We start from the raw sequence: 19,777 nt of genomic DNA, 5'->3' as shown, positions 1-19,777 counted from the left end.
GTGAATTATTCCGGTGTTGCCGAAGTTCGCTTTCGCGTCACGGGAGTCAGGGGAGGCGGAGCCTCAGATAGGGGGCGGTGCGGCTCGTGGGGTGGGCGGCCACTGTCGCCGGGGTGCCGGCGGCGATGATCTGGCCGCCCTGGTCGCCACCGGAAGGGCCGAGGTCGATCACCCAGTCGGCGGCGGCGACCACGTCCATCTCGTGTTCGACCACAACGACCGTGTTTCCGGCATCGACGAGGCGCCCGAGCTGCTGCATGAGCAGCTCGACGTCGGCCGGGTGCAGGCCGGTCGTCGGCTCATCGAGCAGGTAGAGGGTGTGGCCGCGGCGGGCCCGTTGCAACTCCGTGGCGAGCTTGATGCGCTGCGCCTCCCCGCCGGAGAGCTCGGTGGCCGGCTGCCCGAGGCGCAGATAGCCAAGGCCCACCTCACGCAGGGTGTCGAGGCTGCGTGCGGCGACGGTGACGTCTTCGAGAAAGAGGAGTGCGGCATCCACTGTGAGGCCGAGAACTTCGGCCACGTTCTTGCCGCGGTAGCTGACCTCGAGGGTCTCGGGGTTATAGCGCGACCCACCGCAGTCGGGGCAGGGCGCGTAACTGCCCGGCAGAAAGAGCAATCCGACCGCCACGAAACCCTCGCCGAGGCAGGTTTCACAGCGGCCGCCAGCCACGTTAAACGAGAACCGGGAGGTGGTGAAGCCGCGAGAACGGGCCTCGTCGGTGGCGGCGAAGGTAGCCCGCACAGCGTCGAACAGGCCGGTGTAGGTGGCGAGGTTGGAGCGCGGCGTGCGCCCGATCGGCTTCTGGTCCACCTGCACCAGCCGGTCCACGGCGTCGAGCCCGGTGACCGTGGGCAGGTCGGAGCGCTCGGCCAGCTCGATCTCAGCGTCGGGGTCGTCGAGGTCCAGCACCGGCACATCGTCGGGGTCTGGGTGCAGGTGACGACCGACGGCTTCGGCGAGCACCTGGCTGACCAGGGTCGACTTGCCAGACCCGCTGACGCCGGTGACCGCCGTCAACACCCCGAGCGGAATCTGCGCGTCGATACCCTTGAGGTTATGCCGGGTCACGTCGGTCAGTCCCAACCAGCCAAGCGGATGCCGCAGCGCGCCGCGCGCCACCGGCTCGCGTTCCGCAGCAAACAGGTATTCGCGGGTGACTGACATCTCGACTTCGGCCAGTCCGCCTGTCGGCCCGCTGTAGAGCACCTCACCACCGCCCTCGCCGGCTCGGGGGCCGACGTCGACGACCCAGTCGGCGCTCCGTACGACATCCATATTGTGTTCGACCACGAAGACCGAGTTGCCCGAGAGTTTGAGCTGCTCGAGCACGAGCAGCAGCGGCTCGGCATCTGCCGGGTGCAGGCCGGCCGAGGGCTCGTCCAGCACGTAGATGACCCCGAACAAGCCAGAGCGCAGCTGGGTGGCGATGCGCAGCCGCTGCATTTCGCCCGGAGACAGTGTGGGGGTGGAGCGGCCGAGGGCCAGATAGCCGAGGCCGAGTTCAAGCAGCACGTCGATGCGGCGCAGCAGGTCGCCGGCCAGGGTGACGGCTACCTCTGTCGACGCGGCGTCAGCAACGATCGGCCGCAGCACCTCGGCGAGAGCCGTCATCGGCAGCGCGTTGAGCGCGGCAATCGACTGCCCGGCCACGGTCACGGCGAGGGCTTCGGGCTTGAGGCCGCTGCCGGCGCAGTCCGGGCAGGGGCCGGTATCGACATACCGCAGCACCCGCTGCCTTACGTTCGCGCTTTTGCTGTCGGCCAGGGTGTGCAGCACGAAACTCTTCGCGCTCCAGAATCGGCCCTGATACGGCTTGGCGATGCGGTCACGCTGCGGCACGACCTCCACCACCGGTTGTTCTTCGGTGAACAGAATCCAGTCGCGGTCGGCGCGGGACAGTTCCTGCCAGGGACGGTCAATGTCGTAGCCGAGCACGGCGACGATGTCGCGCAGGTTCTTGCCCTGCCAAGCGCCGGGCCAGGCGGCGATAGCGCCGTCCCGAATGCTGAGGGTGGCGTCCTGCACCATCGACGCCTCGCTCACGGTGTGCGCCATACCGAGGCCGTGGCAGCGCGGGCAGGCGCCCATCGCGGTGTTCGGGCTGAAGGAGTCCGATTCGAGGCGACCGGCGGCATCCGCTGGGTATATGCCGGCACGGGAATACATCATGCGCAGCGAGTTCGAGAGGGTGGTGACCGTACCCACACTCGACCGGGAACTCGGTGTTCCGCGGCGCTGCTGCAGGGCAACGGCCGGCGGCAGCCCGGTGATCTCGTCGACGTGCGGGGTGTGTCCCTGCTGAATGAGGCGGCGGGCGTAGGGCGCGACCGATTCGAAGAATCGTCGTTGGGCCTCAGCGAAGATGGTGCCGAAAGCCAGCGAGGACTTGCCAGAACCAGACACCCCGGTGAAAGCGACGATGGCGTCCCGGGGCACGTCGACGTCGACATTGCGCAGGTTGTTTTCGCGGGCACCGCGCACCCGCACGAACCCATCACCGGGTGCGGCGGGGGTGTCTGGCTGGTCTGAGGTCATCTGATTGGAATCGTCGCTAAGCACCCAAACAACAGTACGTTGCTTGCGTGTGCGGTGCCCGGTTTCCGGCGGGTCAGATCGAGGTGGCGTCCTCGACCTGACCGACGAGCTCCTCGATGATGTCCTCGAGAAAGAGCACTCCGGTCACGGTGCCGTTCGCATCGAACGCGGTAGCGACGTGGGCGCCCAGGCGGCGCATCGAGGCGAGCGCGTCTTCGAGTTCGCTGTCACACGAAACGGAAGCGAGGCGGCGCAACCGTTTTCCCGGCACCGGCTCGGTGAAGCTGTCGCCGCCGGTGAGGTCCAGGACGTCTTTCAGGTGCAGGTAACCGCTTGGCTGCCCGTCGTCGTCGGTCAGAATGTAGCGGGAGAAGCCGTGGCGGCCGACCGCCTGCTGGATGTCGGCCGGGGAGGCGGTCGATGGCAGGCAGACCATGGATTCGATGGTCACCTGCACGTCGGTCACCTTCTTCGACGTGAACTCAAACGCTGCGCTGAGTGTGCCCGATGCATCCTGCAGCATGCCCTCGCGGGTGGACTGCTCCACGATGCTCGCGACCTCGTCGAGGGTGAACGCGCTCGTCGCCTCGTTCTTGGGCTCGACCTTGCACAGGCGCAACACCCCGTTGGCCAGCCAGTTGAGGCTGAAGATGATTGGGTTGAAGACGCGGGCGACGAACACGAGCGGCGGCGCCAAAATCAGGGCGGCCCTTTCGGGAACGGAGAACGAGATATTCTTCGGAATCATTTCGCCGAAGACCACGTGCAAAAAGGTCACCAGGACGAGCGCGAAAGTGAACGCGATCGTGCTGATCATGCCTTCAGAGAGGCCGGTACCCGCGAGCGGGAATTCGAGCAGTCCGTGGATGGCCGGCTCGGAGACGTTCAAGATAAGCAGCGAACACACCGTGATGCCGAGCTGGCTGGTGGCGAGCATCAGGGTCGAGTGTTCCATCGCCCACAGGGTGGTCCTGGCCGCTTTGCTGCCCCGGTCGGCCAGCGGCTCTATCTGGGAGCGCCGAGCCGAGATCACAGCGAACTCGGCACCGACGAAGAACGCGTTCACGACCAGCAGCACGACGAGCCAGGCCAGGCCGGGGAGGTACGCGGTTAAATCGGCGCTACTCATGGATCAGGTCTTTCTTGATTTCAGTCACGATTCGGTCGTGTGTGGTGGTCAGGCTGGGATCGGTCTCGGGATTAGCGGGCGTATAGCGGACGCGGTGCACGCGCACCCCGTCGACGCGGTCGATGCGCAGCACGCCGCCGTCGATGGCGACCTCGTCGCCGAGTTCGGGAATGCGGTCGAGCTGGTCGGCGAGGAATCCGCCGACCGTGTCGTAGCCCCCGTCATCGGGGACGGTGACTCCGGTACGGTCGAACAGTTCGTCGGGGCGCCAGGCGGCGTCGAAGACGACCGAGCGGCCGGAGCGGACGACGCCAGCCTTGGCCCGGTCGTGTTCGTCTTCGAGTTCACCGACTAGTTCTTCGACCAGGTCCTCGAGGGTGACGATGCCGGCGGTTCCGCCGTACTCGTCGGCGACGACGGCGATCTGGAATCCCTGCTGGCGCAGAGCGGCAAGCAGGGAGTCGACGCCCATGGTTTCGGGAACGCGCAGGGCGTCCACCTTCAGGTCGGAGGCGGTGACTGTGGCACGCTCACTCAACGCGACAGCGAAGGCCTGTTTCACGTGCAACACCCCGACGATGTCGTCGGAGTTCTTGTCGATCACCGGAAACCTCGAGTAGCCGCTGGTCGTCGCGAGGCGCACAATGCTCTCAGCGGAGTCGGTGACGCGGACCGAAGCCATGCGCACCCGCGGGGTCATGACATCGGCGGCGGAGTGCTCGGAGAAGCGCAGGGTACGGTGCAGCATGGCGGCGTGGTCGTCGTCCAGCACGCCTTCAAGGGCGGAGCGGCGCACCAGAAAGCTCAGCTCTTCGGCGCTGCGGGCACCGGAGAGTTCTTCTTTTGGCTCAATGCCGAACCGACGAATGATCGCGTTGGCCGTGTTGTTGAAGAGCAGAATGACGGGTTTGAACACGGCTGTGAATGCGGCCTGGGCCGGCACCACGATCTTTGCCGTCGCGAGCGGTACGGCGAGGGCGAAGTTCTTGGGAACGAGTTCGCCGATCACCATGGAGAACAGCGTCGCGAGCGAGATCGCCACGATGGTTCCCACCAGCGGCACGATGCCGGTAGGCACGCCGACGCTCGTCAGCGGCCCGCTGAGCAGTGAGCGGATGGCCGGCTCGAAGGTGAACCCGGTCAGTAGCGTGGTGAGGGTGATGCCCAGCTGGGCGCTCGATAGGTGCGTCGAGGTGATCTTGAGCGCTTTGATGGTCGGACCGAGGTGTTTCTCGCCACGATCACGCCGAGCTTCGAGCTCATTGCGGTCGAGCGTGACGAGGGCAAACTCGGAGGCTACGAAAATTCCCGTTCCGACGGTGAGGAGGAGTCCTGCGCCCACCATGATCCACTCATACATGTTGAGGTCCTCTCAGTGAAAGAGGCATGTCGGTGGTGGCGGGCGAGGGTTTATGCGAGGGAGGGTCTTCCATTGTGCTTATAAGGCTATAGACGGATGCTGGCAAACTGCCTGCCCGCCGCGTTTCGGTCACGCACGGGCACCGCGTCCGGGCTGCGGGCCTTGGCTGTCCGGGTGTGCGTGCGTAAACGCGGAGAAATTCGAGTTAGGGGCGCATTCCGACTGGGGTGGCCAGTATCGGGGCGAATCTCCGCGGTTGTGCACACTCGCCCTATGACACGACGGGTTCGACGACCTCTTCTGGCAGTTCGCGCAGCACGACCTTCATGATCTTGCCGGTGGCCGTGCGCGGCAGGGCGTCGACGAAGGTGACGTAGTCGGGCACCTTGAATGCCGCGATCAGGTAGCGAGTATGCGTGAGCAGGTCGACCTCGGTCACGAGGGCGTCCGGGCGGAGCACGACGTAGGCCTTGGGCCGCTCGCCCCACTTCGGATGCGGCATGCCGACCACGGCGACGTCGAGCACGGTCGGATGGGTGAGCATGGCGTTTTCGACCTCGATCGTCGAAATGTTCTCGCCGCCGGAGATGATGATGTCCTTGGCGCGGTCCTTGATCTCGATGTAGCCGTCCGGGTGCATGACGCCGAGGTCGCCGGTGTGGAACCAGCCGCCGCGAAAGGCATCCGCTGTGGCCTGCGGGTCTTTGAAGTAGCCGAGCATGATGTTGTTGCCGCGCAGCACGACTTCGCCGATGGTCGCGGCGTCGGCCGGAACGTCGGTCATGGCCGAGTCGACGATGCGAGCCGATTCGGCCTGCACCATGCCCACTCCCTGGCGGGAGATCTTGCGGGCACGCTCGTCGGCGGGCAGGTCATCCCACTCGCGCTGGTATTCGCAGATCGTGTACGGACCGTAGACCTCGGTGAGGCCGTAGACGTGCACGACCGTGATGCCGAGGGCGTCGAGCTGTTCGATCACGCTCGGCGACGGCGGGGCACCGGCTGTGGTGATCGAGAGCGGCGTCTCGAGCACGTGCTTCATGGGAGCGTTGGCGATCACGCCGCACACCGTGGGGGCGCCGCACAGGTTGGTCACGCCGAGGGTGTCGATGGCCGACCAGACCGATTCGGCCCGCACCGTGCGCAGGCAGACGTGGGTGGCACCGGCCGCGGTGACCGCCCAGGGTGTGCACCAGCCGTTGCAGTGGAACATGGGCAGCGTCCACAGGTAGACGGAGTCGCTCGTGAACTTGTTGTGGAACACCTCGCCGAAGGAGTTGAGGTAGGCACCGCGGTGCGAGTACATGACGCCCTTCGGCTTGCCCGTCGTGCCCGAGGTGTAGTTGATCGAGATCACCGATCGCTCGTCGGAAACCTCCCAGGCCAGCGGCTCGGCGGAGTCGTTGTCGGCATCGGCCAGAAAGGACTCCAGCGTCTGCTGGCCCACATCGAGTCCGCTCTCGGTGATGCCGAACTCGCCGTCGGCGATTTCGATCACGCCCTTCAGGGCAGCGGATGCCGCGAAAGCGTCACCGACACCGGCGACCAGTTCGGCGTCAATGAACAGCAGGGTGGCCTCTGAATGCTCGAGGACGTAGTGCACCTCCGGCCCGGCCAGCCGTGAGTTCAGCGCGACGAGCACGCCGCCGGCCAAGGGCACGGCGTAGTGCGCGATGAGCATCTCGGGTATATTCGGCGCGAGGAATATGACCCGGTCGCCAGGCGTGATGCGCGAGCGGATGGCGTGGGCCAGCTCTTCCGCAGCCTGCGAAAATTCCTGGTAACTGTAGCGACGAGATCCGTAGATGATCGCATCCTTGTTTGGGAATACTTCAGCGCTGCGCTGCAGGAACCGCATGGGTGTGAGCGGTGAGTCGTTGGGTGAGTTTGTGGTGCTCAGGGTCAGGTCGATCATGCGGGACTCCTTTGTCCGAAAAGATGATGCAAGCGAAAGCTCGTGCAGGTCGAACCTAGTGGAAGGCGCTGACCCCGGTCAGGTCGCGACCGATGAGCAACGACTGGATGCTCTCGGTGCCCTCGTAGGTGTGGATGGACTCGATGTCGGCAAGGTGCCGAATGACGTGGTTCTCCAGCAGGATGCCGTTGCCGCCGAGCATGTCGCGGGCGAGGGAGGCGAGCGAACGCGCAGCGCGGGTGTTGTGGAACTTGGCGAGGCTGGCCTGGATGGGCCGCAGGGTGCCGGCGGCGTCCAGTTCGGCCAGCCGAATACAGTGCAGCTGCATCGAGGTGAGCTCGGAGAGCATGAGGGTGAGCCGCTCCTGAACGATCTGAAAACCGGCAATCGGCTTGCCGAACTGCACGCGCTGCTGCGCATAGTTGAGGGCAGCCTCAAACACGGCTGTGGCGTGACCGAGCGCCGACCAGGCGACCCCGAGCCGGGTCGCGAACAGAACGACCGCCGTGTCTTTGAAGGTGTGGGTGCCGGGCAGAACAGCGTCGAGGGGAATCCGCACATCGGTCAGGGTGATGCGCGCCTGGTGTACCGCGCGCAGCGAGCCTTTGCCGAGCATCGTCTCGCCGTGGTAGCCGGGCAGGGCCTGGTCGACCAGGAAGCCGCGTACATTGCCGTCGTCGTCGCGGGCCCAGACCACGGTGACGTCGCCGACCGAGCCGTTGCCGATCCACTTCTTCTCGCCGTTGATGACCCATTCGTCGCCGTCGCGGTGTGCGGTGGTCTCGAGGCCCACCGAGTCCGAGCCGTGGTCGGGTTCGGTCAGCGCAAAGGCACCCAGCTTCTCGGCGCGGGCCAGCGGCACCAGCCAGGTGGCCTTTTGCTCGTCGCTGCCGAACATGGCGATACTGCGCAGGGCGAGCCCGCCCTGCACAGCCACGACGGTGCCCATCGAGCCGTCGCCGCGGGAGATCTCCATGTTCACCAGGCCGGCCGCGAGCGGGGACATGGGGGTGAGGCCCGGCCCCTCGACTCCGTCGGTGAGCAGATCGAGTTCGCCCAGGCGGCGAGCCAGGTGCAACGGGTACTCCGCCTTGTCCCAGGCCTCGCTCAGCTCGTCGAGGGTCTCCACCGCGAAGGTGCGAGCCCGGCTCCAGAACGCTCGATCAGCTTCGGGCACATCGGCGAAAACACCGTAGTAGTCGGTGTCGAGCGGGGCGGAGACATCGTAATCGGGCATCATTACCTTTCGCAGTAGCAGGTGTGACTTCAGTTCTATCTGACACTGAGTCTCACGTCAAGTGACACTTGGTGTCAAATTGCTGTGGATCGAAGTCGGTTCTCGATCACGCGGGCGACGTCTGCCGGCAGGGCAGAGGCGGAAAAGACCGCGACGAGCAGCTCGCTCGCGCCCCTGGCCGATTCGCCGACGGGTGCAAAGCGATTGCGCACGGCGTGCAGCTGCGCCGCCAGACCGGCCGAATCGAGCACCGCGCTGGCGTCGCTGGCGCGAATCATGCGCCGCAACTCGAAGTTGTGCGTGGCCGTGACGGCCGCCGCAAATTGAATCGCCACCACCGGGTCGACGCCCGGCAGACAGCGGCGCAGATAGGCCGAGAACGTTTTCTCGTAGCGGGACACCATCACCGTTTCGCGGTCGCGCAGAACGGATGTCTGGCGCACGACCAGGTCGCGCACCCGCACGATCTCGAGGCGCTCCCGAAACCGCTCGAATACGAGCGCGGCGGCATCGCACACAGCCAGCCAGGGGTCGGGGTGCGAGGCGGCGAAAAACTCGTCGATCTGCTCGAGCAACTCGTCGTGGTCGGCGAAGATCACATCGTCTTTCGAGCGGAACTGACGAAAGAATGTGCTGCGGGAGACGCCAGCGGCTGCGGCGATCTGCGCGGTACTGGTGGCTTCGTAGCCCTGGGCCTGAAACAGACCGACAGCGATGTCGGCGACGGCCACGCGGCCGCGGGCATCCGTTTGGCGGGGGGCGGAATCGCGCGCGAGATCTGTGGACGCGGTGAGTGCAGACGGATCAGACATGGTCTGGCGAAAGTAGCACGGAATGAAGTGGGCGGACGCCGGGAGTGCTGGCCCAAAGTGTCCCAGTGGAAGGCGGGCGGGGGGACGGGCGAATGCACAAGGTTTCCATAAGGCCCACATCGCACTCTTACAGCATTCGCTCACCCTGAAGAGATAGGTGCGTCATGAGCAGGTTCGAAGGTCAAGGAATCATTCGCAGCGACAGCAATGCCAGCGGAATGCGAGGTAGCCCACCGCCCAAGGACCATGGAAAACCACGAAGGGTCTTCGGTAAGCCCATGCGCATGCTCGCCGCCGGCATGGCCGCCGTGCTCTACGCCGGACTCGGCCTAACGGCCGCGCTCCCGGCCCAGGCAGCGACGGTCGGCCAGGGGTTCGCCGTCACTCCCTCCGACCTCGCCTACATCCTCAAGCAGATCAAGATCGCTGAAGCCCACGTGGCCAACACCACCTCCGCTACCGGCCCCTGCGGCGCGCTCGTCGGCACCGGCACCAACCAGATAGCCAGCCCGCTCCTTTCGCTCGGACTGCGCACGGTCGACGGCTCCTGCAACAACCTGCAGCCCGGCCAGGACCAGTTCGGCGCCGCCGACCAGGTCTTCCCGCGCCTCGCGACGCCGGTTTTCTCCCCAGCGGATGTCACTCCCGCCGGCTTCGGACCGCCAAACCCAACCTCCTACGCCCAGAAGCAGGGCCTGGTCTTCGACTCGGAGCCGCGCACGGTGAGCAACCTGATCGTCGATCAGACCTCGACCAACCCGGCCGCTATCGCCGCCGCCGGTAACCCGGTGCGCACCCAGGGCAATGAGGGTGTCGTGGCCTGCACGACCGACCCGAGCCCGACCGTGCCGTTCGGGATTCCGGCCGGCTGCATCCCGTCTCACGAGACGCTGTTCATGCCGAACGTGACGACCGATGTCGGCCTGTCGCCGCCGTACAACTCGCTGTTCACGCTGTTCGGCCAGTTCTTCGACCACGGCATTGACCAAACGGTCAAGGGCGGCGGCACGGTATTCGTACCGCTGCAGGCCGATGACCCGCTGGTCGCCGGCCCGGACCACGTCTTCGGCAACGGTGACGACCTCGACCCGAGCCTGCGCTTCATGGTGCTGACCCGCGGGCAGAACCAGCCCGGTGTCGATGGCGTGCTCGGCACGGCCGACGACGTGCAGGACGCCCTCAACACGGACTCGCCCTGGGTCGACCAGAGCCAGACCTACAGCTCGCACGCCTCGCACCAGGTCTTCCTGCGCGAGTACGTGACCGAGGGCGGGCGCCCAGTTGCCACCGGCAAGCTGCTCGGCGGACCGGCCGGACCGACCGCCGGCGGCATGGCGACCTGGGCCACCACCAAGGACCAGGCCGCGAACGTGCTTGGGCTGCTGCTGGCCGACAAGGATGTGCTCAACGTTCCGATGCTCGCAGCGGATGCCTACGGCAAGTTCATCCCCGGACCGCTGCGCGGAATGCCGCAGTACGTCACTGCGACCGGCCTGGTCGAGGGTGATACCGCCAACCCCGTATCAGTACCGGGCGACGTGCTCTACTTCAAAACCCCGTTCTTGACCGACATCGCGCACAACGCGGAGCCGAAGGCCGGACTGACCCCGGATGCCAACACCACGGCATCCGCTGATTTCGCCGGCCAGCCAGCCGGAACCTACGACGATGAGATGCTCAATGCACACTTCATCGCGGGAGACGGTCGCGTCAACGAGAACATCGGCCTGACCGCCGTTCACCAGGTGTTCCACTCGGAGCACGACCGCCTTATCAACAACATCGAGAACACCCTCACCAACGACACCTCAGCCAGGGGTGTTGCCGCTCTGGCCGAGTGGAAGCTGGCCAGTGGGGCTGGCGGCTGGAACGGCGACCGCCTGTTCCAGGCTGCCCGGTTCGTCACAGAGATGGAGTACCAGCACCTCGTGTTCGAAGAGTTCGCGCGCAAGGTGCAGCCCGGTATCAACCCGTTCGAACCGTTTGCGTTCACTCAGACCGAGATCAACCCGGCCGTCACAGCGGAATTCGCCCACGCGGTGTATCGCTTCGGTCACTCCATGCTGACCGAGACGATCTCGCGAACCAATGCGGGCAAGCCGGGTGCTGACGGCGTGTTCGGCACGAGTGACGATGTGGCGGGAAGTCAGAACGATATCTCCCTGCTCGATGGGTTCCTCAACCCGCCCGCGTACACCGACGGTGGCCCCGATGGGCAGCTGACCTCGGAGGAAGCCGCGGGCAGCGTCATCATGGGTATGAGCGACCAGGTCGGCAACGAACTCGACGAGTTCGTCACTGACACCCTGCGCAATAACCTGCTGGGCCTGCCGCTCGACCTGGCCTCGATCAACATGACCCGTGCACGATCAGAAGGCGTGCCGCGGTTGAACGTGTTCCGTCGTGACCTGTTCAACAAGACCAACGACGGGGCGCTCAGGCCGTACACGAACTGGATCGACTTCGGGGAGAACCTCAAGCACCCGGAATCGCTGATCAACTTCGTGGCCGCCTATGGTCAGTTCGACACCATCACGAGCGCGACCACGCTCGACGGCAAGCGCGACGCCGCGCGACTGATCGTGAGCCCTGACGCCCTCGCGGGAGAATTTTCTCCGGACGGAGCCATGGACTTCATGAACAGCATGGGAGCGTGGGCCAACTCGGGCACGCACTCGATCACGGGTCTCGACGAGGTCGACCTCTGGGTCGGCGGACTCGCGGAGATGACGACACCCTTCGGGGGTCTGCTCGGCACGACGTTCAACTACGTGTTCGAGAAACAGATGACCGATCTGCAAAACGGTGACCGGCTGTACTACCTGGCCCGCACGCCCGGCATGAACCTCCGCACCCAGCTGGAGGGTAACTCCTTTGCTGAGCTGATGATGCGCAACACGAACGCGCACACCCTGAAGGCCGACCCCTTCGCAACGGCCGACTGCAAGTTCGAGTTGAAGAACCTGGCTGGAACCGTCGCAGGGTTCTCGGCTTCGGGCAACACCGTCGCCAATGACCCGCAGTCCGAGTGTGATGAGACGGCGCTGCTGATTCGCATGCCCGACGGCACGATCAAGTACCGTGCCCGCAACGCGGTCGACCCCGCTGGTATCAACGGCCAGGCGGTCTACAACGGAACGAGCGGAAGCGACCGGGCCTACGGCGGCAACGACAACGACACCTTCTGGGGTGGCCTCGGTGACGACGTCATTGACGGCGGTGGCGGTGCCGACGTGGCTCTCGGTGGTGAAGGCGACGACATCATCACCGACTTCGCCGGAGACGATGTTCCCAAGGGCGGCCCCGGCAACGACGCGATCGATGCCGGTCCCGGACTTGACATCATCATGGGTGGCGAGGGCAAGGACTTCACGAACGGTGGAGCCAACGCCAACGAAACCTTCGGTGGTGCCGGCGACGACTTCATCATGCTCGGTGAAAGTCTCGACGCAGCCTTCGGTGACGGTGGCGACGACTGGGAAGAGGGTGGCAACCAGCCCGACCTCATGATTGGAGACAGCAGCAACCTGTTCTTCCTGGACGACTCACAAAAGCCCGGGAACGACTTCATGATTGGCCAGGGCGGCGATGACGACTACGACATGGAGGGTGGCGACGACATTGGCGTTGCAGGTCCGGGAATCGAAAAGAACGCTGGCGGTTCCGGCTACGACTGGTCGACCGGCCAGGGTGACCCGCAGGCGCAGGACGCCGATCTGGCCCTGCCGATCGCGCCCCTCGACATTCTGCAGGTCGGTGTGCGCGACAAGTTCAATGAAGTCGAGGCACTTTCCGGCTGGAAGCTGAATGACATCCTGCGTGGTGACGACCTTGTTCCCAGTGCTGTGGGTGGCGGCGGCTTCATCGGCTGTGACGTTCTAGACCAGGCCGGAGTTGACCGCATTGCGGGCTTCGACGCGCTGATTCCGGAATTCACGACCACGCTGGCATCCGTTGTGGCGCTGTCGGCCCAGGGCGATTGCCCGATCCTGACCGGCCCGAACGTCTGGGGCAGCGGCAACGTTCTCCTGGGTGGCGGCGGCGGCGACCTGATCGAGGGACGAGGAGCTGACGACATCATCGACGGTGACGCCTACCTCAGCCTTCGCCTGAGCGTTCGGACCAACCCGAACGATGCGGCGACGGAGATTGGCAGTGCCAGCATCAACGGCACGAACCAGAGCGCGATGACCAGCCAGTACCTCTCTGACGGCGCCGGTGGACTCACCGGACCGACTCTGCAGGAAGCTGTCTTCGCCGGCACCGTCAACCCGGGTAACATCGTGGCGGTTCGCGAGATCCTCTACGGAACGGGTGGTGTCGACACCGCGCAGTTCTCTGGTCTGACCAGCGACTACGAGGTGACGACGACCGGCGGCGACGGCACGCTCGGTTCGGCGGGATCGACCACTACGGTGATCGACAACCGCGGCACCGACGGCACCGACACCCTGCGCAACATCGAACGCCTGCAGTTCAGCGACACCGTGGCTCCGGGAACCCCGACCGTCGTCGCTGCCGTTGCCGGTAACGGTCAGGCAACCGTTGACTGGGTAGCCTCGCTGACCGGTATCCCCACCAGCTTCTCGGTGAAGGTGCTCGACTCGGCCGGAGCACAGGTGGGCGCACTGCGCACCGCACCCGGAACCGCGTTCAACCTGGTTGTCACCGGGCTGAACAACGGCTCCAGCTACACCTTCCAGGTATCGGCGACCAACGCGGAAGGAACGAGCGCATTCTCGGCATCGTCCAACGCGGTGACTCCGTCGGCACCGGTGGTGCAGGTGGTTGCTGGGGCTCCGACGATCGGTACCCCGGTCGCCGGTAACGCTCAGGTGACCGTCAACTGGACGGCCCCGGCACCGGTGGCCAACCAGGCGACGATCACGGGCTACCGGGTTCGCACCTACGAAGGAACGAGCGCCACGGTGTTCCGAACCTCGCTGGTCGCTGACGTCTCTACCGTCACGATTACCGCTCTGACCAACGGAACCGGGTACTCCTTCGATGTCGCCGCGATCAACTTGGTCGGCACCGGAGCAGCCTCGGCTCGTTCGGAGGTCGTTACACCGACCGCCCCCGTTGTGCAGGTGGTGGCTGGTGCTCCGGTAATCGGAACCCCGGTCGCTGGGAACGCGTCGGTGACCGTCAACTGGGCAGCCCCGGCCGCGGTGGCCAATCAGGCACCGGTTACGGGCTACCGGATTCGCACCTTTATCGGTGCGGGTGCGACGGCAACCGGCACGACGACGGTGGCTAACGTCACCAGCGCCGTGATCGGGTCGCTGACGAACCGCACCGGGTACACCTTCGATGTCGCCGCGATCAACTCTGTCGGCACCGGAGCGGCCTCGGCCCGTTCGGTCGCGGTCACCCCGCGCACGGAGTTCGTGCTCCCCACGGTGACCGCACGCACACCGGCCTCCGGCGCCCGCTCGGTCAGCCAGACCGGAAACCTGACGGCAACGTTCAGTGAGCCGGTCAACGGGGTCAATGGCACGACGTTCGTGCTGCGGCGCGGCACCACGGTGATTGCCGCCGTGGTCTCGTATAACGCCACGACGCGAGTCGCGACGCTGAACCCGAGCGTGACGCTGCTCACCGACCGCATCTACACGGCCACCCTTTCGGGCATCCGTGATGCGGCCGGCAACACGATGGCGACGAGCACCTGGTCGTTCACCACCGGTCCGGCTCCGACGATCACCGCGAGGACTCCCGCCGCGGGAACCACCGGGGTGCGCCGGAACGCCAACGTGACCGCGACCTTCAGTGAAGACATCACCGGAGTCAGCGCGAGCACGGTTGTGATCACCCGGGTTTCCACCGGAGCGGTTGTCGCATCGGCGGCGGCGTTCAACGCCACCACCAACGTGCTGACGATCAACCCCTCGGTGACCCTGACCTCGAACGTGCAATACCGGGTGACCATCACCGGTGGAAACACGAGTGTTCGAGATCTCGCGGGCAACCCCCTAGTGACGAGTACGTGGACCTTCACGACCGGCACCGTGCTCTAGGCCAGGGAACCTGAACCATCCCTCGACCGACCGGCCGGCAACTCTTCCCGAGTTGTCGGCCGGTTCGTGTACGCCGGCGATCTTCCGTCACTGGAGCCTTGAGAATCGCAGACAATCTCCTGCGCGCCACCCTGGCGCCAACCCCAGTATTTTTACAAGCTCCGGCTGACATCGTTCCTACAGGCGTGAAGAGTTCTTCACCTTATGGAATGGAAGGGGCACCATGAAAAAATCATCTGACCGGTCGGAACGAGTCGGATTGTGGTTGCCGGGTCGGCGCCAGACGGCGCTGGCGGGGCTCGCTGTCGCCGTGCTGTGCTCCAGCCTCGTGCTCGCCATCCCAGCGGCCCAGGCGGCCGTTCCGACCTTTCCCGACAACATCGTGGTCTTTCCCAACCGGGACTTCGTCGTTCTCGAGGGCTACCAAGACCATCTGGGTGAGACGGCGACCGTAGAGGTCAGCCGCGCCGGTGTCGGTGTGATTGGCTCAGCCGAAGCTGTTGTCCAGGCCGGCGACGTAGCCTTTGAGATCAACCATCCCGGCGGCGTGTGCTGGGGTGCCGGGACCGGCCTCCAGGTAACCCCCGATATCCTCCCGGCGGACACCGTATCCGTCAAATTTGGTGCCACCGCTTCCGGGGACACCCTGGTCCAAGACCTGTTCGTGACCGGCCGTGCTGTGCAGAGCGGCACCACCGTCACGGTTACCGGCCATATCGGCGCGACGGTAAATCGGGCACAAGTTGAACAGCGCATCATCGAGCCGGCGTTGGTGCCAACGACCGTGCAGCGCCGTGATGTGCGTGCAGTGCCGGGTCCGATGGCCCGCGCACCCAAGGGCGGCTACGACTCCAGCCTGGAATTTGACCTGGATGGACCGAACACCTTCACTGCCACGTATGTTTTCGACCAACTTGATGCGGCGCAGCTCGCAGCCGATGCGGGCGGCGAGCGAGCCATGGGATGGCAGGCCGAAGACCTCGACGCCAACCGCCAGGGCCTGACCATCGCCGAGTTTGGTGAACTGGGCGGCCCCGGCATGGGCGGCTGCCCCAACGGCCCGCTCCTGTCGGGCCCTCCCGGACCGACGAACGTCGCAGCCACCAAGGTAGGCAACGGGATCGCGGTCACGTGGACCCCCGCGCAGACGATCCCCGGAACAGCAGCTATTACCGGGTACCGGGTCGTTGCCGTGGGGCAAACCGTCACGAACAACGAGCAAATTGAAATCGGAAAGCGCATCACCGGTCAGAGTGCAACCGGCGCCACTCTCACTTCTCTGGTCGCTGGGGAAACCTACGACGTGTATGTGGTCGCGGTCAGCAGCGTTGGAGAAACTTTCCCGGCCGTTCATGCCATCCCGGCAACCGACAACACGGCGCCTACCGTCGCGGCAACGCCGGCCGGCGGCACGTTCAATACCGCACAATCGGTCACGCTGAACGCCAACGAGACCGGAGCGGATATCTACTACACCGTCGACGGTTCCGACGTGGTTCTCGCCGGCGGTGTCATCTCCGACTCCGCCACGCTCTACAGCGGAGCGATACCCGTCGCCACCTCCACAACGCTCACGTTCAATGCCTTCGATCCCGCCGGAAACGTTTCGGCCACAGGGCACGCGGTATTCACGATCACTGTGGTCAATCCGGAACCTGATGTCGTTGCCCCCACGGTGACGGCGAGGACACCGCTGGCGGGCGCCAGCGCGGTCAGTGCGACCGACGACCTGACGGCAACGTTCAGCGAAGCGGTCACGGGAGTCGGCGACACCACATTCGTGCTCGCCAACGGTGCCACGACCGTTCCCGCCGTAGTGTCATACGACGCCAGCACTCGGGTTGCGACCCTGAACCCGAGCGCGACGTTGTCGGCCGACACGTCCTATACGGTGGCGCTGTCGGGAATTGCGGATGTTGCGGGTAACCTGATAGCTCCCGACGGCTGGTCGTTCACGACAGCCCCGACCGCACCCGTGGTGCAGGTTGTGGCTGGAGCGCCAGTGATCGGAACCTCGGTTGCGGGAAATGCTTCGGCGACCGTGAATTGGACGGCCCCAGTGCCGGTGGCCAATGCCGCCGCGATCACGGGCTACCTGGTGCGCACCTTCATCGGAGCGGATGCAACGGCAACTGGAACGACGACGGTGGCCGATGTCACCAGCGCGGTGATCGGGTCGCTGATCAATGGCACTGGGTATACCTTCGATGTCGCGGCGATCAATTCGGTCGGTACCGGGACGGCATCTGCTCGTTCGGTGGTGGTCACGCCGCGCACGGAGTTCGTGCTCCCCACGGTGACCGCACGCACACCGGCAGCCGATGCTCGATCGGTCAGCCAGACCGGCAATCTGACAGCAACGTTCAGTGAACCGGTCACCGGGGTGAGCGGTACGACGTTTGTGTTGCGGCGTGGTGCCACGGTGATTGCTGCCGTGGTCTCGTACAACGCCACGACACGAGTCGCGACGCTGAACCCGAGCGTGACGCTGCTCGCTGACCGCACCTACACGGCCACCCTCTCGGGCATCCGTGACGCGGCCGGCAACACGATGGCGACGAGCACCTGGTCGTTCATTACCGGCCCGGCTCCGACGATCACCGCGCTGACTCCTGCGGCGGGAGCGACGGCAGTTGGACGGCTGGTGAGCCCGACCGCGACCTTCAGTGAAGCCATCACTGGATTCACGGCAACGTCGGTGACTGTCACCCGTCCCGGCACGACGATCGCTTCGACCCTGTCGTTCAACGCGACTACCCGCGTACTGACGATCAACCCGAACGCCACACTCCTGGCGAACACGACGTACACGGTGACCATCACCGGTGGTACGGGTGCCGTGCGAGACCTCGCCGGCAACCCGGTGGCCACCCGCTCGTGGTCGTACACGACGGGAGCGGTGAACTAAAACAATCAACCGAATGACCCGGCTGGCGACCTTCGTATGGGTCGTCAGCCGGTCACCAAGACACCCCAACCAGGCAGTGTGGTCCAGAAAATCAGCAGGAGACGTCATGACATCACGTAGGGAAGTATTACAGCTGGGCGCATTCAGTGCTCTCGGCGCCATCGGAATGAGTGGAGGAGACGACCCGGTTTCCACTACCCCGCTCATAACGAAAAGCCTGCTGGCACCTGCGAACATGCCGGTGCCCTACGCCGGCGTGTTCCGTCGTCCCCCGGTATTATTGCCGTATGAGACAGGATTCGATGACGGAGACCCGTCGCGTCCCTTTGCCCGTTACGCACTCACCCAGAAGCTCGGTCAGGCCCAGTTTGTTCCCGGGTTAGCCACGACGGTCGCTGGCTATAACGGGATCTTCCCCGGCCCGACCATCCGGCTGTCCCAGGGCACCCGGAGCGAGGTGCGCATTCGCAACGCCCTGTCAACCAACGGTCTGCTACACCCGAGTGCGTTCAACACCGTCACCCACCTGCACGGCTCGGCGTCGCTGCCGCAGTACGACGGCTACGCTAACGACTTCACCGCCGTCGGCAAAGTCAAGAACTATCACTACCCCAACTGGCAGTCGGCGCGCACGCTGTGGTATCACGACCACAACATGCACATGACCGCGCAGAACGTGTACTCCGGGTTGGCTGGCATCTATGCCCTGCACGACCCGTTCGAACGGGCGCAGCTGCCCCAGGGTGAATTCGATGTGCCGATCATGATCTCGGATGCCATGTTCAAAGCCGACGGCTCCCTCGGCTACAACGACAACGGTCACAAGGGAGTGTGGGGTGACATCATCATGGTCAACGGTGTGCCGTGGCCCACGATGAAGGTCAAGCCCCGCATTTACCGGTTTCGAGTGCTGATCGCCTCAGTCGGACGCTCTTACCGGCCGACCCTCTCGACCGGTGAGCCGATGTACATCGTCGGCACCGACGGCGGTATGACGCCTACCGTTCAAGCGGTGAGATCGTGGCGTCAGGGCACGGCCGAACGCTACGAGATTCTGATCGACTTTCGCCGGTACAAGCCGGGGCAAGCAGTCGAGCTGCGCAACCTCAGCAACAAGAACAACGTGGACTTCGTCAACACCGGCAAGATCATGAAATTCGAGGTCGTAGCCGACTCCGGTTCGAACGTCGGTTCCATCTCTGCCATCCCCACCTCCCTCGACGACGGCGGCGCGATCCATTCCGCTTTGGGCGGCCTGGCCACTATGAGCCTCACCCCCGACATGGCCAAGGTGAAGCGGAAAATGGTGGTGGCGCGCGGTAACGGCCTGTGGAAAATCAACGATACGACCTGGGCCGATGTGGAGGCATCAAACTTCACCAAGCTGTTCGGTAATCCTCAGCCCTACGACGTGGAGCAGTGGACCATCACCAACTCCTCGGGCGGCTGGTTCCACCCGGTGCACGTCCACCTGGTGGACGGCAAGATCATCGGTCGCAATATCAACGGAGGCAAACCGTTTGCCTGGGAGAAGGGGCCGAAGGACGTCTTCTATGTCGGTGAGAATGAATCCGTCACGGTGCTGATGCAATTCGATACCGGGAAGGAGGCCGGCGGCCGTTACATGATTCACTGTCACAATCTCTCGCACGAGGACCATGACATGATGATTCAGTTTGCCGTGGGCGATTACCGGGTGAACGATCCGATCACCTCGGACGTTCCCGTGGTTGACAGCACGCCGATGGGCTCACTCCCGCCGGTCTACCGGCCGGAACTGCCGGCGGGCAGCTGATGTTCTCCGGGAACCGACTGGCTCCGGCGGTGTTGCTTGTGCTCATTCTGAGCGGCTGCACCGCC

At 64.9% G+C, this 19,777-nt stretch carries 9 protein-coding genes; 3 read left to right on the top strand and 6 right to left on the bottom strand.

What is annotated here, in order from left to right; all coding sequences use genetic code 11:
* Positions 1-46: 46 nt before the first annotated feature.
* The 6 genes from E3T35_RS18790 to E3T35_RS18765 form a co-directional block, all read right to left on the bottom strand.
* Complete coding sequence (locus E3T35_RS18790; protein WP_134380660.1) at positions 47-2,536, bottom strand: excinuclease ABC subunit UvrA; 2,490 nt, start codon at positions 2,534-2,536, stop codon at positions 47-49.
* Positions 2,537-2,609: 73 nt separating this feature from the next.
* On the bottom strand, positions 2,610-3,665 hold the full coding sequence (locus E3T35_RS18785) for a hemolysin family protein (protein WP_134380657.1): 1,056 nt from the start codon (positions 3,663-3,665) through the stop codon (positions 2,610-2,612).
* Entirely contained in the window at positions 3,658-5,025 is a 1,368-nt protein-coding gene (locus E3T35_RS18780) for a hemolysin family protein (RefSeq protein WP_134380655.1), read from the bottom strand. The genes E3T35_RS18785 and E3T35_RS18780 overlap by 8 nt, the downstream gene beginning before the upstream one ends.
* A gap of 271 nt (positions 5,026-5,296) precedes the next feature.
* The gene (locus tag E3T35_RS18775) at positions 5,297-6,940 is read right to left on the bottom strand and encodes an AMP-binding protein (RefSeq protein WP_134380652.1); all 1,644 of its coding nucleotides are present in this window, start codon (positions 6,938-6,940) and stop codon (positions 5,297-5,299) included.
* Positions 6,941-6,995: 55 nt separating this feature from the next.
* Entirely contained in the window at positions 6,996-8,180 is a 1,185-nt protein-coding gene (locus E3T35_RS18770) for an acyl-CoA dehydrogenase family protein (protein WP_134380649.1), read from the bottom strand.
* 71 nt (positions 8,181-8,251) lie between these two features.
* Positions 8,252-8,989 carry a TetR/AcrR family transcriptional regulator gene (locus E3T35_RS18765; protein ID WP_134380646.1) on the bottom strand — a complete coding sequence of 246 codons (738 nt, stop codon included), beginning with the start codon at positions 8,987-8,989 and terminating at the stop codon, positions 8,252-8,254.
* Positions 8,990-9,153: 164 nt separating this feature from the next.
* Between E3T35_RS18765 and E3T35_RS18760 the strand changes: the two genes are divergently transcribed.
* From E3T35_RS18760 to E3T35_RS18750, 3 genes are all read left to right on the top strand, one after another.
* Positions 9,154-15,009, top strand: a complete 5,856-nt coding sequence (locus E3T35_RS18760; protein ID WP_134380644.1) for a peroxidase family protein — start codon at positions 9,154-9,156, stop codon at positions 15,007-15,009.
* A 223-nt stretch (positions 15,010-15,232) separates the two neighbouring features.
* On the top strand, positions 15,233-17,917 hold the full coding sequence (locus E3T35_RS18755; RefSeq protein WP_134380641.1) for an Ig-like domain-containing protein: 2,685 nt from the start codon (positions 15,233-15,235) through the stop codon (positions 17,915-17,917).
* A gap of 106 nt (positions 17,918-18,023) precedes the next feature.
* On the top strand, positions 18,024-19,712 hold the full coding sequence (locus tag E3T35_RS18750) for a multicopper oxidase family protein (protein WP_134344858.1): 1,689 nt from the start codon (positions 18,024-18,026) through the stop codon (positions 19,710-19,712).
* The last annotated feature ends 65 nt before the right edge of the window (positions 19,713-19,777 follow it).

The sequence above is a fragment of the Cryobacterium sp. TMT1-2-2 genome, assembly GCF_004403505.1.
Taxonomy (GTDB): Bacteria; Actinomycetota; Actinomycetes; order Actinomycetales; family Microbacteriaceae; genus Cryobacterium; species Cryobacterium flavum.
This window is presented reverse-complemented; position numbering and strand designations above follow the sequence as displayed.

What these genes read in the sequence shown, in the direction of transcription:
- E3T35_RS18790 (WP_134380660.1), bottom strand. Translation starts at nt 2,536, where the DNA reads ATGACCTCAGACCAGCCAGACACCCCCGCCGCACCCGGTGATGGGTTC.
- E3T35_RS18785 (WP_134380657.1), bottom strand. Translation starts at nt 3,665, where the DNA reads ATGAGTAGCGCCGATTTAACCGCGTACCTCCCCGGCCTGGCCTGGCTC.
- E3T35_RS18780 (WP_134380655.1), bottom strand. Translation starts at nt 5,025, where the DNA reads ATGTATGAGTGGATCATGGTGGGCGCAGGACTCCTCCTCACCGTCGGA.
- E3T35_RS18775 (WP_134380652.1), bottom strand. Translation starts at nt 6,940, where the DNA reads ATGATCGACCTGACCCTGAGCACCACAAACTCACCCAACGACTCACCG.
- E3T35_RS18770 (WP_134380649.1), bottom strand. Translation starts at nt 8,180, where the DNA reads ATGATGCCCGATTACGATGTCTCCGCCCCGCTCGACACCGACTACTAC.
- E3T35_RS18765 (WP_134380646.1), bottom strand. Translation starts at nt 8,989, where the DNA reads ATGTCTGATCCGTCTGCACTCACCGCGTCCACAGATCTCGCGCGCGAT.
- E3T35_RS18760 (WP_134380644.1), top strand. Translation starts at nt 9,154, where the DNA reads ATGAGCAGGTTCGAAGGTCAAGGAATCATTCGCAGCGACAGCAATGCC.
- E3T35_RS18755 (WP_134380641.1), top strand. Translation starts at nt 15,233, where the DNA reads ATGAAAAAATCATCTGACCGGTCGGAACGAGTCGGATTGTGGTTGCCG.
- E3T35_RS18750 (WP_134344858.1), top strand. Translation starts at nt 18,024, where the DNA reads ATGACATCACGTAGGGAAGTATTACAGCTGGGCGCATTCAGTGCTCTC.